Here is a 26,149-nt window from a genome sequence, read left to right as displayed (position 1 = left end):
ACCGGCAAACCGCTTTCTCAGCCGACGCGGTAGTTCGGCGCTTCCTTGGTGATCTGCACGTCGTGCACGTGCGACTCGGCCATGCCGGCGCCAGTGATGCGCACGAACTGCGGCCGGGTACGCATCTCGTCGATGGTCGCCGAGCCGGTGTAGCCCATCGAGGCGCGCAGGCCGCCCATCAGCTGGTGGATGATCGCCGACAGCGCGCCCTTGTACGGCACCCGGCCCTCGATGCCTTCGGGCACCAGCTTCTCGGCGCCGGCCGAGGAATCCTGGAAGTAGCGGTCCGAGGAACCCTGCGCCTGGGCCATGGCACCGAGCGAGCCCATGCCGCGGTAGGCCTTGTAGGAGCGCCCCTGGAACAGCTCGACCTCGCCCGGCGCCTCCTCGGTACCGGCGAACATCGAGCCCATCATCACCGCGTTGGCGCCAGCGACGATGGCCTTGGACAGATCGCCGGAGAAGCGGATACCGCCATCGGCGATCATCGGCACGCCGGTGCCTTGCAGCGCGGCGGAGACGTTGGCGATGGCGGAAATCTGCGGTACGCCGACGCCGGCGACGATGCGGGTGGTGCAGATCGAGCCCGGGCCGATGCCGACCTTGACCGCGTCGGCGCCGGCCTTGACCAAGTCCAGCGCGGCTTCGGCGGTGGCGATGTTGCCGCCGATCACCTGCACCTGCGGGAAGTTCTCCTTGACCCAGCGCACGCGGTCGATCACGCCGCGGGAATGGCCGTGGGCGGTATCCACCACGACCACGTCGACGCCGGCCGCCGCCAGCGCCGCGACGCGCTCTTCGGTATCGGCACCGGTGCCCACGGCCGCGCCGACGCGCAGGCGGCCCTGCTCGTCCTTCGAGGCCAGCGGGTAGCTCTTGGCCTTCTCGATGTCACGGAAGGTGACCAGGCCGCGCAGGTGGAAGCTGGCGTCGACCACCAGCATCTTCTCGATGCGGTGCTCGTACAGCTTGGCCTTGATCTCCTCGAGCGAGGTGCCTTCCTGGACGGTGACCAGGCGCTCCTTCGGGGTCATGATCGCCGCCACGGTGTCGCCGGTGTTGGGCATGAAGCGCAGGTCGCGGCCGGTGACGATGCCGACCAGTTCCTTGCCGGACACCACCGGGAAGCCGGAGAAACCCAGTTCGCGGGCCTTGCGCAGCAGGTCGCTGATCTTGGTGTCGGGCGAGACGGTGACCGGGTCGTGGACGATGGCGGTCTCGTGACGCTTGACCTTGCGCACCTCGGCCGCCTGCTGCTCGATGCTCATGTTCTTGTGGACGATGCCGATGCCGCCCTCCTGGGCCATGGCGATGGCCAGGCGGGCTTCGGTCACGGTGTCCATGGCCGCCGAGACCAGCGGAATGTTCAGCTCGATGCCACGGGTCAGGCGGGTCTTGAGGCTGACATCCTTGGGCAGGACCTCGGAATATCCCGGGATCAGGAGGACGTCATCGAAAGTCAGGGCTTCTTGGCTGATACGCAGCATGGCGGGGGCTCCCAGGCGGGAAAAAGGAAGCGCGGCATTATACCCATCGACCCCGCCGCGCTCAACGCGTGAGTCCCGCATGATCGCCGGCTTTCAGCAATCGACCCGTACCTGCGCGCAGGCGAAGCCCAGCCGCTCGGCGAACTCCGCGACGAAGGCATCCAGCAGCCCGGCCTCGGCCCAGTCGTTGAAGACGAACGCGAGGTCGGAAAAGGCGCACGCCGGGATGAACAGGAAGCCGTTGATGTCGTCCTCGAAGCCGCATTCGGGGCAGGTGAAGTTGTCCGTCTCGCCGGGCATCCAGGTCTCCAGGCTGTCGAACAGCACCGTGCCGATCTCCCGCCGGCACTCGGGGCAGCCGGCCTCCTCGGCGAACTCGCGGGTCGGCGTATAGATGCAGCGCTCGGTGACGATCTCCAGGCCATTGATCGGCTGGCCGAACGGCAGGCGCTCCGGCCGTTGGACGACCCGACGCGCGCCGTCGGCGATGGCATAGGCCATCCCGCCCGGCCCGCGCCCGCAGGTGGTCGGCAGTGCCTCGACGATGCGTCGCTCGACCAGCCAGCGCAGCACCTTGCGGGCCCGCGCCTCGCGCCCCGGCACGCTGGAAATCCTTGGCACCACGATGATCTGGTTCGGCTGCACGATCGTCCCCTGGCCTGCCACGAGGCAGGCGGCGTCGAAAAAGGCGCGCATCTTAGCGCCGCCAGCCAGGCCTCGGTAGGCGCCGGCGCCCGACGGGCTTATCATCGCCGCCATGCTCAACGATCCCTTCCAGCGCCTGAATCTCGACCGCGACGTGCTCAGCGTCAGCCAGCTCAACAACCGTGCACGGCTGCTGCTGGAGGATGTCTTCGCCCAGGTCTGGGTCGAGGGCGAGATTTCCAACCTGGCGCGTCCGGCCTCGGGCCACGTCTATTTCACCCTCAAGGACAGGAACGCCCAGGTGCGCTGCGCGTTGTTCCGGCAGAACGCCCTGCGCGTGCGCCAGGCGCTGCGCGACGGTCTCGCGGTCAAGGTGCGCGGCAAGGTCTCGCTGTTCGAGGGCCGTGGCGACTACCAACTGATCCTCGACAGCGTCGAGCCGGCCGGCGACGGCGCGCTGCGCCTGGCCTTCGAGGCACTGAAGGACAAGCTCGCCGCCGAGGGCCTGTTTGCCGCCGAGCGCAAGCGCGCCCTGCCGGCCCATCCGTGCCGCGTCGGCATCGTCAGCTCGCCGACCGGCGCGGTGATCCGCGACATCGTCTCGGTGTTCCGCCGCCGCGCGCCGCAGGTGGAGCTGACCCTGATCCCCACCGCGGTGCAGGGCCGCGAAGCCACCGCGCAGATCGTCCGCGCCCTGGCCCTGGCCGATGCCCAGGGCTTCGACGCGCTGATCCTCGCCCGCGGCGGCGGCTCGCTGGAAGACCTCTGGTGCTTCAACGAGGAAGCCGTGGCGCGCGCCGTGGCCGCGTGCCGGACGCCGATCGTCAGCGCGGTGGGCCACGAGACCGACGTCTCCATCGCCGACTTCGTCGCCGACGTGCGCGCACCGACGCCCTCGGCGGCCGCCGAGTTGCTCGCCCCCAGCAACGCCGACCTGCAGCAGCGCCTGAACGGCCTGCGCCAGCGTCTCCTGCTGCGCATGCACGAGCGGCTGCGCCGCGAGGCCCTGCGCCTCGATGGCCTGGGCCGCCGCCTGCGCCATCCGGGCGAGCGGCTGCAGCAGCAGGCCCAGCGCATCGACGACCTGGAACAGCGCCTGCTGCGCGCCATCGATCGCCGGCTGTGCGCCGGGCAGGAGCGCCTGGCCCGGCTGGAGACGCGCCTGACCGCACGGCATCCGGGGCGCACGCTGCAGTTGCTGGGCCAGCGCCTCGAGCAGCTGGCCCAGCGCCTGCCACGGGCCATGCGCAGCGCGCTGGCAACGCGGCAGCAGCGCCTGCAGGGCCTGGCGCAGACGCTTCACGTCGTCAGCCCGCTGGCCACCCTCGGTCGCGGCTACAGCATCCTGCTCGACGAGCGCGGCCGGGCGATCCGTCGCGCCGCGCAGACCGAGCCGGGCCAGCGCCTGAAGGCACGCCTGGGCGAAGGCGAACTGGACCTGCGGGTCGAGGACAACCACCTGCAACCGACCACCCTGCCGCTGCTCTGAGCCGCGGCAGGCGTTTATCCGCCGGTCGATTTGCGCGAGGATGGGCAGCCCGCCCATCTCGGACCCGTTCATGCTGCGCCGTCTCGCCCTGCTTCTCGCCCTGACCCTGCCGGCCCTTGCCTCGGCCGAAGGCTTCCTCACCCGCCTGCTCGACAAACCGGTGCCCGGCGGCGTCGCCGTGGTCGACCTGGGCGACGCCGCGCAGCCGCCGCAGGCTCGCTACGACGGCAAGCCCGTGCTGACCCTCCGTGAAGACGGCCGGCGCTGGATCGCCATCGTCGGCATCCCGCTCGGCACCGCGGCCGGCACGCAGCAGCTGACGGTCGACGGCCGACCGCTGGCGTTCCAGGTCGGCGGCCGCGACTACCGCGCCCAGCACATCACCCTGAAGAACCAGCGCCAGGTCGACCCCAACCCGGACGACCTCAGGCGCATCGAGCGCGAACTGGCCGAGCAGACCCGCGCCTACCGTCGCTTCAGTCCGGCGCAGCCGAGCAACCTGCTGTTCGATCGTCCGGTCGACGGGCCGCTGTCGTCGCCCTTCGGCCTGCGCCGCTTCTTCAATGGCCAGGAGCGCAACGCGCACTCGGGGCTGGATTTCGCCGTGCCGGCCGGCACGCCGGTGAAGGCGCCGGCGGCCGGCGAGGTCACGCTGGTCGGCGACTATTTCTTCAATGGCAGGACGGTGTTCGTCGACCACGGCCAGGGGCTGATCAGCATGTTCTGCCACCTGTCGCGCATCGACGTGAAGCCCGGCGACCGCCTGGCTCGCGGCCAGGTACTCGGCCGGGTCGGCGCCACCGGCCGGGCGACCGGCCCGCACCTGCACTGGAACGTCAGCCTCAACGATGCCCGCGTCGATCCCGCCATCTTCATCGGCGCCTTCAAGCACTGAACCCAAGGAGTCCCCGCATGCGTACCCGAGCCAAGGAATCGACCCTGCTGATCATCGACATCCAGGAGCGGCTGCTGCCGGCGATCCAGGACGGCCAGGCGATGGTCGAGCACAGCGCCTGGCTGCAGCAGATCGCCGCCCGGGTCGGCGTGCCGGTGCTGCTCACCGAGCAGTACAGCAAGGGCCTCGGCCCGACCGTGGCCACCCTGCGCGACGGCGTGCCGGCCGAGGCCATCGTCGAGAAGCTGCACTTCTCCGCCACTGCCGACGGCGAGCTGTTCAAGCGCCCAGGCGGCGAACGTCGGCAGTTCGTCGTCTGCGGCTGCGAAACCCACGTCTGCGTGCTGCAGTCGGTGCTCGACCTGCTCGAGCGTGGCCACCGCGTGTTCGTTGTCGAGGAAGCAGTCAGTTCGCGCCGCGCCAGCGACAAGGCCCTGGCCCTGGCGCGCATGCGCCAGGCCGGCGCCGAGATCGTCTCGCGCGAGATGGTCGCCTTCGAGTGGATGGAACAGGCCGGCACCGAGCTGTTCAAGGCGATCAGCCGCGAGTTCATCCGCTGAGCGAGCCGACGATGCACCCGCCGGCCGTTGCCGCAACCCACGCCCGCAAGGAGACTGCATGCCGACAGAACAACTGACCGGTTGGATCTACTGGCTCGACGCCCATCCCTACCTGCAGACGCTACTGGCCAGCGCCGCGCTGATCCTCGCCGCCTGGCTCTGCAACTGGATCGTCAAGCGTATCCTGGTGCGTGGGCTGTACAAGCTGCTGCGCCATGCGCGCCCGCTGGAGATCGAGAACTTCGGGGTCTTCAAGCGGCTGTCCAACATCGTCCCGGCGCTGGTGCTGGCCACCGGCGTGCAGGCGGTGCCGGGCCTGCCGGAAGCGGCGGTCACGGTGGTGCGCAACGTCTGCGGCGGCTTCATCGTGCTGACCGTCGCGCTGGCCCTCGGCGGCATGCTGGACCTGATCAACGCGCTCTACCAGCGCCGTTCCGATGCGCGCATCCACCCGATCAAGGGCTACCTGCAGGTGGTCAAGATCGTGCTCTACGCGATCGCCACCATCCTCATCATCGCCACCCTGATCGACCGCTCACCGCTGATCCTGCTCTCCGGCCTCGGGGCCATGGCCGCGGTGCTGATGCTGATCTTCCAGGACACCCTGCTGTCGCTGGTGGCCAGCGTGCAGATCACCTCCAACGACCTGATCCGAGTCGGCGACTGGGTGGAGATGCCGCAGCTCAATGCCGACGGCGATGTCATCGATATCGCCCTGCACACGGTCAAGGTGCAGAACTGGGACAAGACCATCACCAGCATCCCGACCAAGCGCTTCATCTCCGATTCGTTCAAGAACTGGCGCGGCATGCAGGAAAGTGGCGGCCGGCGCATCAAGCGCAGCCTCTACCTGGACCAGCAGAGCGTGCACTTCCTCGACGCCGAGGAGCGCAAGCGGCTGTATCGCTTCAACCTGCTGGAGGATTACCTGGCCAGCAAGCGCAAGGAAATCGACGCGTGGAACGCCCGGCTCGCCGAACGGGGCCAGGAACCGGTCAATACCCGCCGCGTGACCAACATCGGCAGCTTCCGCGCCTATGTCGAGCGCTACCTGCGCAGCCACCCCGGCGTGCATCAGCACATGACGCTGCTGGTGCGCCAGCTGAGCCCGACCGCGGACGGCCTGCCGCTGGAGATCTACTGCTTCACCAACACCGTGGCCTGGGCCGAGTACGAGGCGATCCAGTCGGACATCTTCGACCACCTGCTGGCGATCCTGCCGGAATTCGGCCTGCGGGTGTTCCAGCATCCTTCGGGAGGCGACATGCGCGACTGGTGCGACGCCGTCAACCGGCCGCAGCCCCGCATGCAGGAGGTTGCGCCTGACCGAAGCCAGGCGCAGGGATCGTAGGCTGGCGCTGGGGCACGGGTTCATGCACACCCCGGCGCTGCCCATGCCTCGTCCATGAGGCCAGCGCCAGTGAACCCGGTCGCCCGTGCCCCAGCGCCAACCTACGACGGCAACGAGGGCGGACGCCCCGTTGCCTGGCGGATCAGAAGCTCAGGTCGACGCGCGCCCAGAGGGTGCGCCCGGGCTCGTTGATGCGCGTGGTGGCATCCAGCCCGTAGTCGGCGAAGCCTGCGCTGCCGGCGAGGTTGAGGTGTTCGCTGTAGGTCTTGTCGAGCAGGTTGTCGACCCCGGCGCTGAGCTTGACCGTCTGGTTCAGGCGGTAGGCCCCGTTGAGCGAGAGCACGCCGAAGCCGGCGCTCTCGTCGAAGTCCTTGCCGACCACGGTGCCCTGGTTCTCGGCGACCCGGCCCTGGGACGCGACCACGCGCCAGAGGCCGCTGGTGCTCCAGTTGTCGCGCTCGTAGGTCAGCCCGAGGCGGCCTTCCAGCGGCGGGATCTGCGGCAGCGCGCGGCCGTCGCTGCGGTTCTCGCCCCAGGCGTAGGCCAGGCTGGCGTCGCCCTTCCAGTTCGAGGTGAAGCGGTAGGCCAGGCCGGCTTCGGCGCCGGCGATGGTGGCGTCGACGTTGCTGACCTCGGCGCGGATCATGTTCGGCATCACGCCCGGCACGTAGCTGAACAGGATGTAGTCCTCGACCAGCCCGGCATAGGCCGAGACCCAGGCCTGCAGCGGCCCCTGGCTGTATTGCAGGCCGACATCCAGCTGCGTGGTCTTCTCCGGGCGCACCGAGTCGAACGGCTGCAGCGTGCCGACCGGGCCGGGGTTGGAGACGAACAGCTCCCAGTAGTCGGGGAAGCGCTCGGCGTGGCCGAGGCCGGCGTACCAGGTCGCCGGCAGCTCGGCGAGGCGCTCCTCGTAGCGCAGGAAGCCGCTGTAGAGCGTGTCGCGACGGGTCTCGCCGGCGCTGGGGTTGTCCCAGTCGCGCGAGACGATCGGCATGCTCGAGGCATCGTGGCTGCGGAAGAACTCGCGCTCGTCGGTCGCCTCGTGCAGGTCCAGGCGCAGGCCGCCGATGATCTTCTCGCGCTCGCTGAGCTGCCAGGTCAGCTCGCCGAAGGCGCCGTAGTTGTGCAGCATGGCGTCCGGCACCCAGGGCAAGGCATCGCTGCCGGCCGCGGTGACCATCTGGTTGGCGGCACCGGCCGGGTTCATCAGCTTGCGGTGCTCGCTGCGCTGGGCATCGACCCCGGCCTTGAGCTCGACGTCGCTCCACTGCCAGGTGCCGACCAGGCGTCCGCCCAGGGTGCGGCGGTCGACGCGCGACAGCGTCGGGTTGGGCATCATCATCGACGGCACGAAGTCGCGCAGGCTGTAGTTGTCCATGATGTGGTCGGCGTAGTTGTAGTAGACCTGCGCCTCCAGGCCGTAGAAGGTCTCGCCGATGTTGGTCTTCTGCAAGCGCAGGCCGAGGCTCTCGCGCTGGAACTGGCTGCCGTCCATGCCACGCCCGGCATAGCGCGCATAGCCGTCGCCGCGCCCGGCGGTCAGCTCGACGAGGGTGTCGGCGTCGGGCGTCCAGCCGAGCGCCACGTCGGTATTCCACTTGTCGTAGCGCGACGGCACGGTGTCGCCGTTGCCATCTTCGTAGTCGTCGGCCTGGGAGCTGTTGGCCATCAGCCGTGCGTAGCCCTGCTCGGCGCCGGCGGCGGCATCGAGGATGCGGTCGAAGCGCCCGTTGGAGCCAGCCAGGAAACTGGTATTCAGGCGCCAGTCGGGTTCGCCGAACTGCTCGGGCTCACGCTCGAACAGCACGGTGGCCGCCGAGGCACCCGGCCCCCAGAGCACCGTCTGCGGGCCCTTGATGACGGTCAGCCGGTCGAAATTCTCCGGGCTGATGTAGGACGCCGGCGAATCCATGCGATTGGGGCAAGCACCGAGCATCTCGCCGCCGTTGGACAGCAGCTTCAGGCGCGAGCCGAACATGCCGCGGAACACCGGGTCACCGTTGACCCCGCCGTTGCGCACCGCGGAGAAGCCCGGGATGGTCTTCAGGTAGTCGGCACCGTCGCTGGCCGGCACCGGTTGGCGCGGCAGCTTGGGATCGGTGACCACCTTCAGCGGCGAGGCCTGCGCCACGCCGGTCACCACCAGCGGCGCCAGCTCCACGGGCTGCTCGTGCCCGGCGTGCAGGGCGTGCTCATCGGTCTCGGCCGCCAGGGCGCCGCCGGCCACCAGGCCGAGAAAGGTCAGATGCGCCAGGCGCCAGTGCAGGCGACTCGGGCGAACGGAAAAACTGCCAGACAGGCGCGCCCGTGCGCGACTGTCGCAAAGCTTCTTGGACATAGCTGATTCCACTACTGATTGTTGGGCGGCCGCAGGCTGCGGCCCGGCAGATCAGGCGTGGAAAGCAGGCGGGGCTCGCGGATGGCCGCGGCTGTGGCGCGGCGCCTCGACCAGCGGTACGGCGGGCAGCGGTTGGAAATGAACCGGGCGATGCTCGGGCAGCGCCAGGTCGACGGCCAGGCTCAGCGGCGGGTTGAGGGTGAGCAGCTCGCAGTAGCCGCACAGCTCGAGGGCCGCGAGCCATTGCGGCTCGCCGTGGCGAGCCTGGCGGTGATGCACCGGGGCGCCGGCGTCGTGCTCGGCATGGGCGACATGCCCGGCGTGCCCGGCGTGCTCGACGGAGGCCGTCGCGAGGGCGGCGGAGTGGCGCTGGGCGACCTGCAGGGCCGAGTACAGCGGGCCGACGTGGATCATCAGCATGGCGAACAGGCCAAGCCAGATGCTCGTCGTCGAATAGGCCCGTCGCTTCACCGCTCTACCCTGCTCAGTCCAAATGCGCTTCGTCACGAAGCGGGCCGATGATCGCACGCCGGCCAGCGCCTCGACTGCGGCATGTCGCCGCAACGCAGCAAGATGATTGAATTGCGCACAATCGTCTTTTGATTTGATTTTATTCTGAAAATCACTGATTAACGGCAGGAATCACCAATTTTATGCCAGCCCTTGCAAGCACATCGGGCGAACGCATAACGTCGCGTCTTTCGTCATCGATCAGCTGGCCCGCCTGCTGCAGGCAGGCCTCGGAACCGCAGGAAAACCGCCATGACCATGCTCAAGGATCCCTCTCGCAAATACCGCGCCTTCGCCCCGCTCAACCTCACCGATCGCAGCTGGCCAAGCCGGGTGATCGACAAGGCGCCGATCTGGCTCTCCTCCGACCTGCGTGATGGCAACCAGTCGCTGATCGAACCGATGGACGCGGCGAAGAAGATGCGCTTCTTCAAGACGCTGGTCGCGGTCGGCATCAAGGAGATCGAGGTGGGCTTCCCCTCGGCCTCGCAGACCGACTTCGACTTCGTCCGAGAGCTGATCGAAGGCGGCCACATCCCCGACGACGTGACCATCCAGGTGCTGACCCAGGCCCGCGAGGACCTGATCACCCGCACCTTCGAGTCGCTCAAGGGCGCCAGGCAGGCCATCGTCCACTACTACAACGCCACCGCGCCGAGCTTCCGCCGCATCGTCTTCAACCAGGACAAGGCCGGCGTGGTGCAGATCGCCGTGAACGCCGGCACGATCATCAAGCGCCTGGCCGCCGAGAACCCGGAGACCAACTGGCGCTTCGAGTATTCACCGGAGATCTTCAGCTCCACCGAGCCGGAGTTCGCAGTCGAGGTGTGCAACGCGGTGATCGAGGTGTTCCAGCCGACGCCGGCGCAGAAGCTGATCCTCAACCTGCCGGCCACCGTCGAGGCGGCCACACCAAACATCTACGCCGACCAGATCGAGTATTTCTGCCGGCACATCGACCGCCGCGACAGCGTGCTGGTCAGCCTGCATACCCACAACGACCGCGGCACCGGCGTAGCGGCGACCGAGCTGGGCCTGATGGCCGGCGCCGACCGCGTCGAGGGCTGCCTGTTCGGCAACGGCGAGCGCACCGGCAACGTCGATCTGGTCACCGTGGCGCTGAACATGTACACCCAGGGCATCGACCCGCAGCTGGACTTCTCCGACATCGATGCCGTGCGCAAGGTGGTCGAGGAATGCAACCAGCTGCCGGTGCACCCGCGCCACCCCTATGTCGGCGACCTGGTGCACACCGCGTTCTCCGGCTCGCACCAGGACGCGATCCGCAAGGGCTTCGCCCAGCAGGATCCGGATGGGATCTGGGAAGTGCCCTACCTGCCGATCGACCCGGCCGACATCGGCCGCAGCTACGAGGCGGTCATCCGCGTCAACAGCCAGTCGGGCAAGGGCGGCATCACTTTCCTGCTCGAGCAGGAATACGGCATCAGCCTGCCGCGGCGCATGCAGATCGAGTTCAGCCAGGTGGTGCAGAAGGAAACCGACCGCCTCGGCCTGGAGATGAGTGCCCGGCAGATCTACGCGCTGCTCGAGAGCGAATACCTGCAGGCCACCGCGCCCTATGCGCTCAAGGGCCATCGCCTGCAAGAGGAAAACGGCACCAGCGCGCTCGATGTCGAGGTGCTCGCCGACAACCAGACGCAGCACTGGCGCGGCATCGGCAAGGGCCCGCTGGAAGCGCTGGTCGCCGCATTGCCGGTCAAGCTGGAGATCATGGACTACCACGAGCACGCCATCGGCGCCGGCAGCAATGCCAGGGCCGCGGCCTACATCGAGGTACGCCTGGACGGCCAGCGCCCGCTGCATGGCATCGGCATCGACGAGAACATCACCACGGCGAGCATCCGCGCGCTGTTCAGCGCCCTCAACCGGGCCCTGCGCGAGTCGGCCAGCCAGGCGGCCTGAGCCTGGGGTGAAGAAAGGGGACGCCCGGGGCGTCCCCTTTCTTGTGTCCGCGCCTGCGCCAGCCGGCCGTTGTGGAGGAACCCCGGACGCGTCCAGACTGTCCTCCCTTTCCACGCACGCAGGAGACGCACCATGCTCGAGGCCAAAGGCTACGCCGCCCAGAATCCCACCAGCCCGCTCGCGCCGTATCGCTTCCAGCGCCGCACGCCGGGCGCCAACGACGTGCAGATCGAGATCCTCTATTGCGGCGTCTGCCACTCGGACCTGCACACTGCGCGCAACGAGTGGAACAACACCCTGTACCCCTCGGTCCCCGGGCACGAGATCGTCGGCCGCGTGGTCTCGGTGGGCAGCTCGGTGGCCAAGTTCCAGCCGGGCGATACCGTTGGCGTCGGCTGCATGGTCGACAGCTGCCATAGCTGCGCCTCCTGCAGCGAGGGGCTGGAACAGTATTGCGAGAAGGGCTTCGTCGGCACCTACAACGGCCCGGCCTTTGGCGGTGGCGAGAACACCTACGGCGGCTATGCCGACAACATCGTGGTCGACGAGAAGTTCGTCCTGCGCATCAGCCATACCGACAACCTCGCCGCCGTGGCGCCGCTGCTCTGCGCCGGCATCACCACCTATTCGCCGCTGCGCCAGTGGAAGGTCGGCCCGGGGCAGAAGGTCGGCGTGGTCGGCCTCGGCGGCCTCGGCCACATGGCGGTGAAGATCGCCGCGGCGATGGGCGCGCACGTGGTGCTGTTCACCACCAGCCCCGACAAGCGCGAGGACGCCCTGCGCCTGGGCGCCAAGGAGGTGGTGGTATCGAAGAACGCCGGGGAAATGGCCGCGCATGCCAACAGCTTCGACTTCATCCTCAACACGGTGGCCGCACCGCACAACCTCGATGCCTTCGTCAACCTGCTCAAGCGCGATGCCACCATGACCCTGGTCGGCGCGCCGGCCACGCCGCATCCCTCGCCCAGCGTGTTCGGCCTGATCTTCAAGCGTCGCCGCATCGCCGGCTCGCTGATCGGTGGCATCCTCGAGACCCAGGAGATGCTCGACTTCTGCGCCGAGCACAACATCGTCTCGGACATCGAGATGATCCGCATGCAGGACATCAACGAGGCCTACGAGCGCATGCTCAGGAGCGACGTGAAGTACCGCTTCGTCATCGACATGGCGACCCTCGACCCCGCCTGAGCCTGCCGCCGCCCCGCGCCGGGGCGGCTTTCCCTGACCGCCCGGAACGGCTAAGGTCGCAGCCCTTCGCAACGGAGGGCCCATGGGCTACCTGATTTTCGTCACGCTGCTCTGGGCGCTGTCGTTCAACCTCATCGGCGCGCACCTGGCCGGCCAGGTCGACAGCTACTTCGCCGTGCTCACCCGCGTGCTGCTGGCCGCCGCGGTATTCCTGCCGCTGACCCGCTGGCGCGGGGTCGAGCCGCGCTTCATGGCCGGCGTCGCACTGGTCGGCGCCCTGCAGTTCGGCGTCACCTACATTTGCCTGTACCTGAGCTTCAACCTGCTGAGCGTCGCCGAAATCCTGCTGTTCACCGTGCTGACGCCGCTGCACGTGACGCTGATCGACGACGCGCTCGAGCGCCGCTTTAACCCTTGGGCGCTGCTTGCGGCGGCGATCGCCGTGATCGGCGCCGGATTGATCCGCTACGACCAGCTGTCGAGCGACTTCCTCGGCGGCTTCCTGCTGATGCAGCTGGCCAACTTCACCTTCGCCGCCGGCCAGGTCGGCTACCGCCAGCTGGCCCGGCGCTATCCGTCCGCCATCCCGCTGCACCGGCGCTTCGGCTACTTCTTCCTTGGCGCATTGGTCGTGGTGCTGCCAGCCTGGCTGGCGCTCGGCGACCCCGACCGCCTGCCGAGCACCGACCTGCAGTGGGGCGTGCTGCTGTGGATGGGCGTGCTGGCCACCGCGCTCGGCCAGTTCTGCTGGAACAAGGGCGCCACCCAGGTCGATGCCGGCACCCTGGCGGTGATGAACAACCTGTCGGTGCCGGTCGGGCTGGTCCTCAACCTGGTGTTCTGGGGCAGCCACGCCGATCTTTTGCTGCTCGTCGTCGGCGGCGGGCTGATCGTGGCCTCGCTCAAGGTCAACGGACTTAGCCGTCGTAAACTACCAACCGTCTGATTATCAAAGACTTTTCCTCATGGAGCGGTAAGATGCCGGCCCCACGCAAGGATGCGTTTCTCAGCCTGTCGTCGAGAACTGCATGCCGCGTATCGCCCTGCTCCTGCTTACCCTGCTGCTCGCCTGTACCGCACATGCCGAAGCGCCGCGCACCTTTCGCGAGGCGAAGAAGCTCGCCTGGCAGATCTATGCCGAGCGCCCGGTGGACTTCTACTGCGGCTGCGCCTTCAAGGGCAACCGCATCGACCTGAACAGCTGTGGCTACCGGCCGCGCAAGCAGCCGCAACGGGCGGCCCGGGTCGAGTGGGAACACATCGTGCCGGCCTGGGTGATCGGCCATCAGCGCCAGTGCTGGCAGAATGGCGGCCGCAAGAACTGCACGCGCAACGACCCGCTGTTCAGCCAGGCCGAGGCGGACCTGCACAACCTGGTGCCAGTGGTCGGCGAGGTGAACGGCGACCGCAGCAACTTCGGCTTCGGCATGCTGCCGGAAAAGCCCAGCCAGTACGGCGCCTGCCCCTTCGTGGTGAACTTCAAGCAACGCACCGCGATGCCCGCCGAGCACAGCCGCGGCACCATCGCCCGCACCTATTTCTACATGAGCGACCGCTACGGGCTGCGGCTGTCGCGCCAGGACCGCCGGCTGTTCGACATCTGGAACCGCCAGTACCCAGTCAGCGAATGGGAGCGCTGGCGCAACCGCCACATCGCCTGCGTGCAGGGCAACGCCAACCCCCACGTCGCCGACGTCGACCTGCGCAGCTGTCCGCGGCGCAATCGCCTGGCGATCCGCTGACGCCATGCTTGCTGGCAAGCGGTCGCCATTGCATGCTGTCTGCACTTCCCCCACGGCAGGACCGGCATGGCCGAGCGCAGACTTCTCGCAGCATTGGCGCTGATCGTTGCCTTCTCCCTCGGCCTGTCCGGCATCGCGCCCTATGACCGCGCGACCTGGCTGCTGGAAGTCGCGCCGGTATTGATCGCCGCCCCCGTGCTGTGGGCCAGCTACCGCCGCTTTCCGCTCACCCGCCTGCTCTACGTGTTGATCGCCTTCCACGCGCTGGTGCTGATCCTCGGCGGTGCCTACACCTACGCCCGGGTGCCGCTGGGCTTCTGGGTCCAGGACGCGCTGGATCTGGCACGCAACCCCTACGACAAGCTCGGCCATTTCATGCAGGGCCTGGTGCCGATGCTGGTCGCCCGCGAGATCCTGCTGCGCAACGGCTACCTGCGCCCGGGGCCGATGCTGGGTTTTCTCGCCGTCTGCGTGGCACTGGCGATCAGCGCCTTCTATGAGCTGATCGAGTGGTGGGTGGCGCTGCTCGCCGGCGGCGGCGCGGTGGATTTCCTCGGAACCCAGGGCGACCCCTGGGATACCCAGTCGGACATGTTCCTGGCGCTGATCGGTGCCTCGTTCGGGCTGCTCTCCCTGACGCGCCTGCACGACCGGCAGATCGCCGAAGTGGCTGGCCATCTCTCGCGGGTACGCTGACATGCTCTATCGTCTGGCCGCCGATAGCCTGCTGGTGCTGCACCTGGCCTTCGTCGCCTTCGCCCTGCTCGGCGGCCTGCTGGTCGCCTGGAAACCCCCGCTGCTGATCCTGCACCTGCCGGCCGCGGCCTGGGCCTTCTATGTCGAGCTGGCGGACCGCGGCTGCCCGTTGACCCGCTGGGAGCAGCAGTTGCGCACCTTGTCCGGCGAGGCCGGCTACAGCGAGGGCTTCATCGAGCACTACCTGCTGCCGGTGCTCTACCCGGCCTGGCTCAACCTGCCGGTGCAGTACGTGCTGGCCGGCGTGGTGCTGCTGGCCAACCTGCTGATCTATGCCTGGGTCTGGCGCCGGCGCGTGGCCAGCCGAGCGTCGCGCGCCGGCCGATGAAACCCGCCGCGCAGGCGCCGCACTGGCTGCTCTACCGCATCGACGACAACGGCAACGAGGTCGAGATGGCCCGCTTCGCCGAACGCAGCGCCGCCGAGCGGGCGATGCGCGACTACGAGCGGCGCGGGCACAAGCAGGCCTATCTGGTTCGCCGCCTCGCAGCGGCGGGCGATCAGAGCTGAAGCTCGAAGGCATCGCTGTCGTGGTAGGCCGGGAAGCGCTCGCGAAAGGCCGCCAGGTCGCGGGCGCGCAACGAGCAGCGGAACACGCCATCGCCGTCACGCGCCTCGAGCAGCAGGTCACCCTTGAAGTCCAGCACCTGCGTATCACCGCTGTACGGGTAGCCCTTGCCATCCTCGCCGACACGATTGACCGCCGCCACATAGCAGAGGTTCTCGATGGCGCGCGCCGGCAACAGGCGGTTCCAGGCATCGCGCCGCGCCGCCGGCCAGTTGGCGGTGTAGAGCAGCAGATCGGTGCCGTGCGGGTCGCGGCTCCAGACCGGGAAGCGCAGGTCGTAGCAGATCAACGGGCGCACGCGCCAGCCGTTCACCTCGAACAGCGCCTGCTGCATGCCCGGCGTGTAGTGCCGGTGTTCGCCGGCCATGCGGAACAGGTGGCGCTTGTCGTAGTGCAGCACCTCGCCGTCCGGGCGCGCCCAGAGCAGGCGGTTGCGATGGCTGCCGTCGGCCGCCTCGATGATCACCGAGCCGGTGACCACCGCGTCCAGCCGCGCGGCCTGTTCGCGCAGCCACTGGTAGGTCGCCCCCTCCTCCGGCTCGGCCAGCGCCGCCGAGTCCATGGAAAAGCCGGTGGTGAACATCTCCGGCAGGACGATGAGGTCGGCGCCGCGGGCCTGCTCCAGCAGCGTGGCGAAGCGTTCGCGGTTGGCCCTGGCGTCCTGCCAGACCAGTTCGGTCTGGATCAGCGCCAGTTCGAGATCGGGCAAGTCGTTCAGATCGCGCATAGTCGTTGCGCTGCCTCACGCAGCGTCTCCTCCCGTTTGGCAAAGCAGAAACGTACCAGCCTGAGCCCGGCCGGCGGCTGCTGGTAGAACACCGAGATCGGAATGGCCGCCACGCCGTGCACGCGGGTGAGCCATTCGGCCATGGCGACGTCGTCGAGATCCGGGCGGATCGCCGAATAGTCGGCGAGCTGGAAGTAGGTGCCCGCCGCCCGGGTGAAGCCCAAGCGCGAGCCGGCCAGCAGGTCGCAGAACAGGTCGCGCTTGGCCTGGTAGAAGGCCGGCAGTTCGTCCAGATGCTCGGGATGCGCCAGCATGAAGTCGGCCAGCGCCCACTGCAGCGGGGTGACGCCGGTGAAGCTGACGTACTGGTGGACCTTGCGCAGCTCGGCGGTCAGCGCCGCGGGCGCCACCACGTAGCCGGTCTTCCAGCCGGTGACGTGGTAGGTCTTGCCGAACGAGCTGACCACGAAGGCGCGCGCGTAGAGTTCGTCATGGCGCAGCACACTGGCGTGCTCGCGGCCGTCGAACACCAGGTGCTCGTAGACCTCGTCGCTGAGCAGCCAGATGTCACGCTCGCGGATCAGCTCCGCCAGCCGCTCCAGGTCGCTGCGCTCGAGCAGCGTGCCGCTGGGATTGTGCGGCGTGTTCAGCACGATCATCCGCGTGCGCGGGCCGATGGCCTCGGCCAGGCGCTGCCAGTCGATGGCGAAATCCGGCAGCGTCAGCGGCAGGTGGACGCAGCGACCGCCGGCCAGCCGCACCGCCGGGTCGTAGCTGTCGTAGCAGGGATCGAAGACGATCACCTCGTCACCGGCGCCGACCACCGCCTGGATCGCGCAGAAGATCGCCTGGGTCGCACCCGGCGTGACGGTGACCTCGGCCGCGGCATCGACACGGCGGCCATACAGGCGCTCGACCTTGGCGGCGATCGCCTCGCGCAGCTGCGGCAGGCCGGTCATCGGCGCGTACTGGTTGTGGCCGGCCATCACGTGCCGGCCCACCGCTTCGCGCAGCGCCTGCGGCCCGTCGAAGTCGGGGAAGCCCTGGGACAGGTTGATCGCACCGGTCTCGGCGGCCAGCTGCGACATGGTGGTGAAGATGGTCGTGCCGACGTCCGGCAACTTGCTGCTAATCATCCGTCAGTCCGAAGGCGGGCCACGCCCGCCGGCAGGGTTGCGCGTGCGCCGGCGCGGGGCTCAGCGCTTCTTGTCGCGGCGCTTCTTCTCGGCCTTCTTGTGGTGCGACATGAGCCGGCGCTTCTTGTTGACCTGGCGATCGGTGAGGGTGTTCTTCTTGCCCTCGTAGGGGTTGTCGCCGCCCTTGTAGTCGATGCGGATCGGCGTGCCGACCAGCTTGAGCACCCGCCGATAGGTGTTTTCAAGATAGCGCGTGTACGACTTGGGCACCGCATCCACCTGGTTGCCGTGGATCACGATCAGCGGCGGGTTGGCCCCGCCCAGGTGCGCGTAACGCAACTTGATGCGCCGGCCGTTGACCATCGGCGGCTGGTGCTCCTGCACCGCGTCCTCGAGGATCTGCGTCAGGCGGCTGGTCGGCCAGCGAGTGACCGCGGACCTGAACGCGGCCTGCACCGACTTGTACAGGTGGCCGACGCCGGTGCCGTGCTTGGCCGAGATGAAATGGATGTCGGCGAAGTCGACGAAGAACAGCCGGCGCTCCAGCTCGGTCTTCACGTAGTCCTTCTCGCCCTGCTCCATGCCGTCCCACTTGTTCAGCGCGATGACCAGCGCACGGCCGGTCTCCAGCACGAAGCCGAGCAGGTTGAGGTCGTGCTCGACCACGCCTTCGCGGGCGTCCATGACGAAGATCACCACGTTGGCGTCCTGGATCGCCTGCAGCGTCTTGACCACCGAGAACTTCTCGACCGCCTCGAAGATCTTGCCGCGGCGGCGCACGCCGGCGGTGTCGATCAGGGTGTACTTCTCCTCGTCGCGCTCGAAGGGGATGTAGATGCTGTCGCGGGTGGTGCCGGCCTGGTCGTAGACGATCACCCGCTCCTCGCCGAGCATGCGGTTGACCAGCGTCGACTTGCCGACGTTGGGGCGACCGACGATGGCGATCTTGATGCCTTCCTTCTCGCTCGGGCCGGGCTCCAGGCGCGGACGTGGCTCGGCCTCACCGGCCTCGCCGTCCTGCTCCTCCTGCGCGTCTTCGCCGGCGTCGTCGCGCGGGAACACGCCCAGTGCCTGCTCGAGCATCTGGCCGATGCCACGGCCATGCGCAGCGGCGATCGGCAACGCGTCGCCCAGCCCCAGCGGGCTGAATTCGGCGCGGGCGATATCCGGGTCGACCGTGTCGACCTTGTTGGCGATAAGGAAGCAGCGCTTGTTGCGCTTGCGCAGGTGCTCGGCGATCAGCTGGTCGCCCGCGGTCAGCCCGGCACGCGAGTCGACCATGAACAGCACCGCATCGGCCTCCTCGATGGCCTGCAGCGACTGCTCGGCCATCTTCGCGTCGATGCCCTCCTCGTCGCCGGAAATGCCGCCGGTGTCGATCACGATATAGGTACGGCCCTGCCACTTGGCCTCGCCATACTGGCGATCGCGGGTCAGGCCGGCGTATTCGGCAACGATGGCGTCACGGCTCTTGGTCAGCCGGTTGAACAGGGTGGACTTGCCGACGTTCGGCCGGCCCACCAGGGCGATTACGGGAACCATGCGGCTCTCCACTGCGATATTTCAGAAAACACGAAGGCCGCTGCAGGGCAGCGGCCAGAGAATTTGTCGGCCGCCGGCGTACCGGCGGCCTGCGCACGATCGATCAGTCGGCGCGGCGAATGGTCATCGCCACGAGCTTGCCATCGTTGCCGTAGACGTACAGCCAGTCGCCCTCGACCACCGGGCGGGCACGCACGCCGGCACTGTCGATCCGCTCGCGCGCGACGAAGCGTCCGTCGACCTGGCTCAGCAGATGAACATAGCCTTCCTTGTCGCCCACCACCACGTAGCTGGAGAACACCGCCGGCGCCGAGAGCTGGCGACGCGCCAGGGACTCGTTGCGCCACAGCGCCGAGGTCGAGCGCTCGTCGATGCTCTCGACGGTGCCATCGGCCAGGCTCAGGTAGACGCTGCCGTAGCCGAGCGCGACGCCCGAATAGGTGGACGCATCGCGCTGCCACAGCACGCGACCGCTCTCGACGTCGAGCGCGGCCGCACGGCCCTGGTAGGTGGCGACATAGAGTGTGCCGCCGGACAGCAGCAGGCCGCCGTCGATATCCACCACGCGCTCGAGCTCGGAGCGACCCTGGGGAATCGCCACGCGCTGCTCCCAGACCGGCAGGCCGCGGCGGGTATCCAGCGCGATCACCTTGCCGGTGGACAGCCCGGCGATCGCCAGCTGGTTGGTCAGCAGCGGCGCACCGGTGCCCCGCAGGGTCAGCACCGCCGGTGCACTCTCGTAGCTCCAGCGCTGGGCGCCGGTATCCATCTCCAGAGCGATCAGGCGGTCGTCCTGGGTCTGTACCAGGACGATGTCACCGTTGATCGCCGGGGCCGCCAGCACCTCGCTGCTGACCCGGCTGCGCCAGCGCTGCTCGCCGCTGGAGACATCCAGGGCGATGACCTCGCCGGACAACGTGCCGACCAGCACCAGCCCGTAACCGGCGCCCACGGCACCGGATACCGCCACGTCCAGATCCTGCTTCCAGTTCACCTTGCCGGTGGTGCGATCCAGTGAGACGACCCGCCCCTTGACGTCGGCGGCGTAGATCTGCTCGCCGTACACCGCCGGCACCAGCAGGTTGTAGGTCTCGCCCTGCCCGGCGCCGATGCTGCGGCTCCAGGCCTTGTCCAGCTGGATCTCGGCATCGAACTTGACCAGCTCGGCCGGCTCCGGCTCCTTGCTGCTGTTGCTGCTGCAGCCGGCCGCGATCACGGCAGCCGCCAGCAGCGCGGCAATCTTCAAGCGCATCACGCGTCCCCCTTGGCCAGGTCGTCGAGCTTCAGTTGCAGGCCGCCGACGGCGCCATCCTCGGCCGCCGCCTGCTTGGCCTTGCTGTAGGCCGCATGGGCATCGTCGCTGCGGCCCAGCTGGACCAGCAGGTCGCCACGCAATTCCTCGCGGCTGGCGGTGAAACCGGTGGTCGCCTCGCCATCGAGCAGGCGCAGCGCATCCTCGACCTTGTCCTGCGCCGCGAGCACGCGGGCCAGGCGCTGGCGTGCCAGCTCTTCGAGGGTCTTGTCGGCCGCCTTGTCGATCAGGCCGCGCAGTTCGCTGGCGGCATCACCCAGGCGACCGCTATCCACGGCCACCTTGGCCACGAACAGGCTGGCGTACTGGGCGTAGTGGCTGCCGCCAAAATCACTCTTCAACTGGCCGGCCAGGCGCGCCACCTCGGCCGCGTCCGGCTCGGCGGTTTCCAGGGCCGCGCTCAGCAGTTGCTGGTAGAGCATGGACGCCGCCTGGGCCTGCGCGACCTGGCGGTTCTGCCAGTACTGCCAGCCGAACACCAGCACCAGGGCCAGCGCACCGCCGAACAGCAACGGCTTGCCGTTGCGCTGCCACCATTCCCTGATCTGCGCGAGTTGTTCTTCTTCGGTACCCGTCACACCGTCACTCCTTCCATTCGCTTGATTCAGCCCTGCTCGAGGCAGGTAGCCAGGCACTCGGGCAGAGCGTCCCAGGCAATGTTCTGTTGCTCGCTGTCGTCGCGCAGCGGCTTGCAGCCCACCGTGCGCGCCGCCAGTTCGTTGTCGCCGAGGATCAGGGCGAAGCGCGCGCCGCTCTTGTCGGCCTTCTTGAACTGGCTCTTGAAGCTGCCGCCACCGGCATTGACCAGCACACGCAGCCAGGGCAGCTGGTCACGCAGGCGCTCGGCCAGTGCCAGGGCCGCGCGCTCGGCCGGCTCGCCGAAGGCGCAGAGATAGGCATGCGGCGCCGGATCGAGCGCCTCGGGTACCAGGCCGAGGGTCTCGAGCAGCAGCACCAGGCGCTCGACACCCATGGCGAAACCGACGCCCGGGGTCGGCTTGCCACCGAACTGGCCGACCAGGCCGTCATAGCGGCCGCCGGCACAGACCGTACCCTGGGCGCCCAGCTTGTCGGTGACCCACTCGAAGACGGTGCGCCCGTAGTAGTCCAGGCCGCGCACCAGCTTGGGATTGATCTGGTAGGCAATGCCGACCGCGTCCAGGCGGGCCTTGAGGCCTTCGAAATGCGCACGCGACTCGTCATCGAGGTAATCGGCCAGGGTCGGCGCATCGGCCAGCAGGGCCTGGGTCTGCGCGTTCTTGCTGTCGAGAATGCGCAGGGGATTGGTGGTCAGGCGACGCTGGCTATCTTCGTCGAGCTGGTCGAAGCGCTGCTGCAGGTAGGCCACCAGCGCCTCGCGGTAACGCGCACGGTCCTCGCTGGAGCCCAGGCTGTTGAGCTGCAGGGTCACCGCCTCGGCCATGCCGAGGCGCTTCCACAGCCGCGCGGTGAGCACGATCAGCTCGGCGTCGACATCCGGCCCTGGCTGGTTGAACACCTCCACGCCAATCTGGTGGAACTGCCGGTAGCGGCCCTTCTGCGGCTTCTCGTAGCGGAACATCGGCCCGGTGTACCACAGCTTCTGCACCTGGCCGCCGCCGGTCAGGCCGTGCTCGAGCACCGCACGCACGCAACCGGCCGTCCCTTCGGGACGCAGCGTCAGCGATTCCTCGTTGCGGTCGAGGAAGGTGTACATCTCCTTGTCGACCACGTCGGTGCCCTCGCCGATGCCGCGGGCGAACAGCTCGGTGTACTCGACGATCGGCAGGCGGATCTCGCTGTAGCCGTAGCTGGCCAGCAGCTCGGCGAAGGTGCCTTCCAGGTAGCGCCAGATCGGAGTCTGCGCCGGCAGGATGTCGTTCATGCCACGAATGGCTTGCAGGGTCTTGCTCAAAGGTAATCCTTGAAAATCAGCTGCGGGTGATCAGCGCCGCGTCGGCTTCCAGCTTCTCGGCGGCCTTGCGCCGGATCAGCTGCTCCAGTTCGTCGACCAGGTTGTCGTTGCCGAGCTTCTGCGCCGGCTTGCCATCGATGTAGACGAGGTTGTTCGGGCTGCCACCGGTCAGCCCGACATGGGCTTCCTTGGCCTCGCCCGGGCCGTTGACCACGCAGCCGATCACGGCGACGTCGAGCGGCACCAGCAGGTCGTCGAGGCGCCCTTCCAGCTCGTTCATGGTCTTGACCACATCGAAGTTCTGCCGCGAGCAGCTCGGGCAGGCGATGAAATTGATGCCGCGCGAGCGCAGGTGCAGCGACTTGAGGATATCGAAGCCGACCTTGATCTCCTCGACCGGGTCGGCCGCCAGCGAGATGCGGATGGTGTCGCCGATGCCTTCGGCGAGCAGCATGCCCAGGCCCACGGCGGACTTCACCGTCCCCGAGCGCAGGCCACCGGCCTCGGTGATCCCCAGGTGCAGCGGCTGCTCGATCTGCCTGGCCAGCAGTCGGTAGGCCTCCACCGCCATGAACACGTCGGACGCCTTGACGCTGACCTTGAAGTCCTGGAAGTCCAGGCGGTCGAGGTGCTCGACGTGGCGCAGCGCCGACTCGACGAGCGCCGCCGGCGTCGGCTCGCCGTACTTCTTCTGCAGGTCCTTTTCCAGCGAGCCGGCATTGACCCCGATGCGGATCGGGATGCCCTTGTCGCGCGCCGCCTCGACCACCGCGCGCACGCGCTCCTCGCGGCCGATGTTGCCCGGGTTGATGCGCAGGCAGTCGACCCCGAGCTCGGCCACCCGCAGGGCGATCTGGTAGTCGAAGTGGATGTCGGCGACCAGCGGCACCTGCACCTGCTGCTTGATCCGGCCGAAGGCCTCGGCAGCGTCCATCGACGGCACCGATACGCGAACGATGTCGGCGCCGGCGTCTTCCAGGCGACGGATCTGCGCGACCGTGGCGTCGACGTCGCAGGTCTCCGTGTTGGTCATGCTCTGTACGGAGATCGGGGCGTCGCCTCCGACCGCTACGTTGCCGACCCAGATCTTGCGAGACTGGCGGCGTTTGATTGGCGACTCACTATGCATGGTTACTGTCCGAGCGTCAGGCGGGCGGTCTGGCCGCGAAGGTACGGGGTGACGTCGACGGGATTGCCGTTGTAGGTCAGCACGGCGCCCCGGGCGAAGCCCAGGTGCACGTTCAGCGGGGTACGGCCGGTCAGGGTGCGTTCGCTGCCGGCCTTGGCCAGCGTGCTCAGCAACTCGCGACCATCGGCGTCGGTGACCCGGACCCAGCAGTCGGCGACGAAGCGCAGCTCGAGGCGGCCTTCGCCCGCCTGTAGCTGCGGTGCCTCGGGTTCGGCTGGCGAGACCGGCGCCACCTCCGCTTCGGCAGGCGGCACGCTGGCCGGCGGCATGGCACTGGGCTGCTCCGATTCGGTCTCGGGCAGCGGCTCCGAGGCGGCCGGTGCCGCCTCCTCGCCGGACGCCTGGGCGGCATTCGCGGCGGGCTCGTCGCTAGCCTCCAGCTCCGGCTGCGCGGCGTCTTCGGACTGCTCGCCGGCCTCGCCGGACGCGTCGTCCACGAGCGGCAACGTGGTGATATCCGCTTCCTCGGGCTGGTCTTCCAGTACGTGAATCTGCGTGGTGCCGTCGGCGCTTTCCACCTCGATGCGCTCCAGCGCGCTGACCGGTGTCGGCGCGCTGTCGCGGCTGGAACGCTCCTGCCACCAGTACAGGCTTGCCGCCAGCAGAATCAGCAGCAGGATGAAGCCAAACACGCGCATGACCAGGCGCGACAGCCGGCCCGGCTCATCGATGCGCCCGAGGCTCTGCACCGCACTGCTGCCGGTAGCGTCGGTCCCGGTGTAGCGGTCGAACTCATTGATCAGCCGGTTGGGGTCCTCGCCGAGCAGTTTCGCGTAGGCACGCACGTAACCGCGGGCGAAGGTATGCCCCGGCAGGCGGGAAAACTCGTTGGCCTCCAGTTGTTCGACCGAGCGAGCAGGCAGATTGAGCTGCTGGGCGACCAGCTGCAGCGACCAGCCCTTCTGCTCGCGGGCCGCGCGCAGCGAGCCGCCGGGGTTGGCGCCGGCGAGGCTGGCAGGTTCTTGGTTCGGCGCGCTCATCGTTGCTCCGAAAGGAATTGCTTGTATTCGGGACTGCCCGGGTACAGCCGCTTGAGCTGCAGGGCGAGGCTGGCTGCGCTGTCGCGATTACCGTGGATGCCGGCCAGGCGAATCCCCAGCAGCAGGCTGCGGGCGTTCTGTTCGGACAGCGCACTGAAGCTGTCGTAGTAACGCTTGGCGGGCACGTACTGGCCGGACTCGTAGGCCAGTTCCGCCAGTTCGAGCAGCGCGCCGGGCTGGCGGCCGTCCAGGCGTAGCGCGCGATTGAAGTAGGTTTCGGCCTGCTCGCGCTGTCCCAGCTTGAGCGCGGTCATGCCCATGTTCTGGAACACGCGTGCACGCTCGCTGTACATGTTGTCCTCGGAGGCCTGGCGAAAGCGCTCCATGGCGTCCTGATAGCGCCCCTGTTCGAAGAGGAAACTGCCGTAGTTGTTGAGGATGCGGGCGTCGCGGCGATCGGACAGCGCCTCGCGGTAATGCTTGTCGGCCAGCTCGTTTTCCATCTCGGTCTGGAACACCAGGGCCAGCGCCGCATGCGCGTCAGCGCTGCGCGGGTCGATCTCCAGGGCCTTGCGCAGCGGCGTCTTGGCGCGCGAGGCGGCGCCCTGGCGCACATACCCCAGGCCCAGCTGGATGTAGGCGTCGCGCGCCTGGTCGCGCCCTTCGTCGGTCTTCAGCGGATCGACATGGCCGGTCGATACGCAACCGGCCATGAAGCCGGCGAACAGCATGATCAGCGCAATGCGCAGAGCCATCGGCATCCCCTCAGGATCGATTCGAAACAGAGCGCGCGGCGGCCGGCTCGTCATGCAATTCACGCACGGCGATATAGCGCTCGCTGCGGCGTGTCCGATCGAGCACCTGACCGACCAGCTGTCCGCAGGCGGCGTCGATGTCCTCGCCACGCGTGGTCCGCACGGTCACGTTGTGTCCGCCCTTGTGGAGGATGTCCTGGAAGCGGCGGATCGCATTGTTGCTCGGCCGCTCATACCCCGAATGCGGGAACGGATTGAACGGGATCAGGTTGATCTTGCAGGGAATATCGGCCAGCAGGGCGATCACCTGCTCGGCATGCTCGGGCTGGTCGTTGACGCCCTTGAGCAGGGTGTACTCGACGGTCAGCACGCGCTTTTCGCCAAGCCGCGAGATGTAGCGCTTGCAGGCTGCGAGCAGCATCTCCAGCGGATACTTGCGGTTGATCGGCACCAGTTGGTCGCGCAGTTCGTCGTTGGGCGCATGCAGCGACAGCGCCAGGGAGACATCGATCACCTTGGCCAGCTCGTCGATCATCGGCACCACGCCGGATGTCGACAGCGTGACCTTGCGCTTGGAGATGCCGTAGCCCAGGTCGTCCATCATGATCTGCATCGCCGCGACGACATTGTCGAAGTTCAGCAGCGGCTCGCCCATGCCCATCATCACCACGTTGGTGATCGCACGGTCGATCTTCGCCGGCACGGTGCCGAACGACTTGTTGGCAATCCACACTTGGCCGATCACCTCGGCGGCGGTGAGGTTGCTGTTGAAGCCCTGCTTGCCGGTCGAACAGAAGCTGCAATCGAGTGCGCAGCCGGCCTGTGACGACACACAAAGGGTGCCGCGACCGTTCTGCGGAATGTATACGGTTTCCACGCAGCTGCCCGAAGCCACACGGACCACCCACTTGCGGGTGCCATCGCTGGAGATGTCCTGACTGACGATCTCGGGGCCGCGAATCTCGGCACAGGCCTTGAGCTTTTCGCGCAAGGCCTTGCCGAGGTTGCTCATGGCGTCGAAATCATCGACGCCAAAGTGGTGAATCCACTTCATGACCTGACCGGCCCGGAAGCGCTTCTCGCCAATCGACTCGAAGAACTGTTCCAGTTGCGGCTGGGTCAGGCCCAGCAGATTGGTCTTGCCGGTTTCGGTATTCAT

The 26,149-nt window shown here is 68.0% G+C and carries 25 protein-coding genes; 11 read left to right on the top strand and 14 right to left on the bottom strand.

Translation table 11 applies throughout. From position 1 onward, the window contains the following. Positions 1-17: 17 nt before the first annotated feature. Both guaB and L3N39_RS08155 read right to left on the bottom strand, forming a co-directional pair. Positions 18-1,487: an IMP dehydrogenase gene (gene guaB, locus L3N39_RS08160; RefSeq protein ID WP_237256828.1), complete on the bottom strand. Its 1,470-nt coding sequence runs from the start codon at positions 1,485-1,487 to the stop codon at positions 18-20. Between the two features lie 93 nt (positions 1,488-1,580). Further along, complete coding sequence (locus L3N39_RS08155) at positions 1,581-2,132, bottom strand: sugar ABC transporter ATPase (protein ID WP_237256827.1); 552 nt, start codon at positions 2,130-2,132, stop codon at positions 1,581-1,583. A gap of 112 nt (positions 2,133-2,244) precedes the next feature. Here L3N39_RS08155 and xseA point away from each other — a divergent pair, with 112 nt between their 5' ends. The 4 genes from xseA to L3N39_RS08135 all read left to right on the top strand — a co-directional run bounded on the left by xseA (position 2,245) and on the right by L3N39_RS08135 (position 6,427). Continuing rightward, a complete protein-coding gene (gene xseA, locus L3N39_RS08150) occupies positions 2,245-3,621 on the top strand; it encodes an exodeoxyribonuclease VII large subunit (RefSeq protein ID WP_237256826.1) in 1,377 nt (458 codons plus the stop codon). Between the two features lie 70 nt (positions 3,622-3,691). After that, complete coding sequence (locus tag L3N39_RS08145; RefSeq protein ID WP_237256825.1) at positions 3,692-4,516, top strand: M23 family metallopeptidase; 825 nt, start codon at positions 3,692-3,694, stop codon at positions 4,514-4,516. 17 nt (positions 4,517-4,533) lie between these two features. Further along, complete coding sequence (locus L3N39_RS08140; protein ID WP_237256824.1) at positions 4,534-5,076, top strand: hydrolase; 543 nt, start codon at positions 4,534-4,536, stop codon at positions 5,074-5,076. Positions 5,077-5,134: 58 nt separating this feature from the next. Beyond that, complete coding sequence (locus tag L3N39_RS08135) at positions 5,135-6,427, top strand: mechanosensitive ion channel family protein (RefSeq protein ID WP_237256823.1); 1,293 nt, start codon at positions 5,135-5,137, stop codon at positions 6,425-6,427. A gap of 142 nt (positions 6,428-6,569) precedes the next feature. On the opposite strand, the gene L3N39_RS08130 is transcribed toward L3N39_RS08135, so the two are convergent. Both L3N39_RS08130 and L3N39_RS08125 read right to left on the bottom strand, forming a co-directional pair. Beyond that, positions 6,570-8,768, bottom strand: coding sequence for a TonB-dependent copper receptor (locus tag L3N39_RS08130; protein ID WP_237256822.1), 2,199 nt, complete (start codon positions 8,766-8,768; stop codon positions 6,570-6,572). 51 nt (positions 8,769-8,819) lie between these two features. Further along, a complete protein-coding gene (locus tag L3N39_RS08125) occupies positions 8,820-9,239 on the bottom strand; it encodes a DUF2946 domain-containing protein (protein ID WP_348983396.1) in 420 nt (139 codons plus the stop codon). A 291-nt stretch (positions 9,240-9,530) separates the two neighbouring features. On the opposite strand from L3N39_RS08125, the gene leuA reads away from it, so the two are divergent. The 7 genes from leuA (at position 9,531) to L3N39_RS08090 (ending at position 15,397) form a co-directional block, all read left to right on the top strand. Then, positions 9,531-11,201, top strand: coding sequence for a 2-isopropylmalate synthase (gene leuA, locus L3N39_RS08120; RefSeq protein ID WP_237256821.1), 1,671 nt, complete (start codon positions 9,531-9,533; stop codon positions 11,199-11,201). A 132-nt stretch (positions 11,202-11,333) separates the two neighbouring features. Beyond that, complete coding sequence (locus tag L3N39_RS08115) at positions 11,334-12,389, top strand: NAD(P)-dependent alcohol dehydrogenase (protein WP_237256820.1); 1,056 nt, start codon at positions 11,334-11,336, stop codon at positions 12,387-12,389. An 82-nt stretch (positions 12,390-12,471) separates the two neighbouring features. Continuing rightward, positions 12,472-13,335 (top strand): carboxylate/amino acid/amine transporter, encoded by an 864-nt coding sequence (locus L3N39_RS08110; protein ID WP_237256819.1) that lies wholly within the window; start codon positions 12,472-12,474, stop codon positions 13,333-13,335. A gap of 82 nt (positions 13,336-13,417) precedes the next feature. Continuing rightward, positions 13,418-14,131, top strand: a complete 714-nt coding sequence (locus L3N39_RS08105) for an endonuclease (protein WP_237256818.1) — start codon at positions 13,418-13,420, stop codon at positions 14,129-14,131. Positions 14,132-14,197: 66 nt separating this feature from the next. Next, positions 14,198-14,827: a DUF2238 domain-containing protein gene (locus tag L3N39_RS08100; protein ID WP_237256817.1), complete on the top strand. Its 630-nt coding sequence runs from the start codon at positions 14,198-14,200 to the stop codon at positions 14,825-14,827. Between the two features lies 1 nt (position 14,828). Beyond that, complete coding sequence (locus L3N39_RS08095; RefSeq protein WP_237256816.1) at positions 14,829-15,215, top strand: DUF2784 domain-containing protein; 387 nt, start codon at positions 14,829-14,831, stop codon at positions 15,213-15,215. Then, complete coding sequence (locus L3N39_RS08090) at positions 15,212-15,397, top strand: hypothetical protein (RefSeq protein ID WP_237256815.1); 186 nt, start codon at positions 15,212-15,214, stop codon at positions 15,395-15,397. The genes L3N39_RS08095 and L3N39_RS08090 overlap by 4 nt, the downstream gene beginning before the upstream one ends. Here L3N39_RS08090 and L3N39_RS08085 read toward each other — a convergent pair. From L3N39_RS08085 to rlmN, 10 genes are all read right to left on the bottom strand, one after another. Then, positions 15,388-16,182 carry an amidohydrolase gene (locus tag L3N39_RS08085; RefSeq protein ID WP_237256814.1) on the bottom strand — a complete coding sequence of 265 codons (795 nt, stop codon included), beginning with the start codon at positions 16,180-16,182 and terminating at the stop codon, positions 15,388-15,390. The two genes, L3N39_RS08090 and L3N39_RS08085, sit on opposite strands and share 10 nt — an antisense overlap. Then, a complete protein-coding gene (locus tag L3N39_RS08080) occupies positions 16,170-17,318 on the bottom strand; it encodes a pyridoxal phosphate-dependent aminotransferase (protein WP_237256813.1) in 1,149 nt (382 codons plus the stop codon). Before L3N39_RS08080 ends, L3N39_RS08085 begins: the two co-directional genes overlap by 13 nt. Positions 17,319-17,378: 60 nt before the next feature. After that, entirely contained in the window at positions 17,379-18,860 is a 1,482-nt protein-coding gene (gene der / locus L3N39_RS08075) for a ribosome biogenesis GTPase Der (RefSeq protein ID WP_237256812.1), read from the bottom strand. 103 nt (positions 18,861-18,963) lie between these two features. Continuing rightward, a complete protein-coding gene (gene bamB, locus L3N39_RS08070) occupies positions 18,964-20,112 on the bottom strand; it encodes an outer membrane protein assembly factor BamB (protein WP_237256811.1) in 1,149 nt (382 codons plus the stop codon). Further along, positions 20,112-20,750, bottom strand: coding sequence for a YfgM family protein (locus L3N39_RS08065; RefSeq protein ID WP_237256810.1), 639 nt, complete (start codon positions 20,748-20,750; stop codon positions 20,112-20,114). The genes bamB and L3N39_RS08065 overlap by 1 nt, the downstream gene beginning before the upstream one ends. Positions 20,751-20,776: 26 nt before the next feature. Continuing rightward, complete coding sequence (gene hisS / locus L3N39_RS08060; protein ID WP_237256809.1) at positions 20,777-22,066, bottom strand: histidine--tRNA ligase; 1,290 nt, start codon at positions 22,064-22,066, stop codon at positions 20,777-20,779. Between the two features lie 16 nt (positions 22,067-22,082). Continuing rightward, positions 22,083-23,195, bottom strand: a complete 1,113-nt coding sequence (gene ispG, locus L3N39_RS08055; RefSeq protein WP_237256808.1) for a flavodoxin-dependent (E)-4-hydroxy-3-methylbut-2-enyl-diphosphate synthase — start codon at positions 23,193-23,195, stop codon at positions 22,083-22,085. A gap of 2 nt (positions 23,196-23,197) precedes the next feature. Continuing rightward, positions 23,198-24,235 (bottom strand): RodZ domain-containing protein, encoded by a 1,038-nt coding sequence (locus L3N39_RS08050; protein ID WP_237256807.1) that lies wholly within the window; start codon positions 24,233-24,235, stop codon positions 23,198-23,200. Then, on the bottom strand, positions 24,232-24,990 hold the full coding sequence (gene pilW, locus L3N39_RS08045) for a type IV pilus biogenesis/stability protein PilW (RefSeq protein WP_237256806.1): 759 nt from the start codon (positions 24,988-24,990) through the stop codon (positions 24,232-24,234). Before pilW ends, L3N39_RS08050 begins: the two co-directional genes overlap by 4 nt. A gap of 10 nt (positions 24,991-25,000) precedes the next feature. After that, positions 25,001-26,149 carry a dual-specificity RNA methyltransferase RlmN gene (gene rlmN, locus L3N39_RS08040; RefSeq protein WP_237256805.1) on the bottom strand — a complete coding sequence of 383 codons (1,149 nt, stop codon included), beginning with the start codon at positions 26,147-26,149 and terminating at the stop codon, positions 25,001-25,003.

Source organism: Pseudomonas oligotrophica (genome assembly GCF_021726475.1).
Taxonomy (GTDB): domain Bacteria; phylum Pseudomonadota; class Gammaproteobacteria; order Pseudomonadales; family Pseudomonadaceae; genus Stutzerimonas; species Stutzerimonas oligotrophica.
This window is presented reverse-complemented; position numbering and strand designations above follow the sequence as displayed.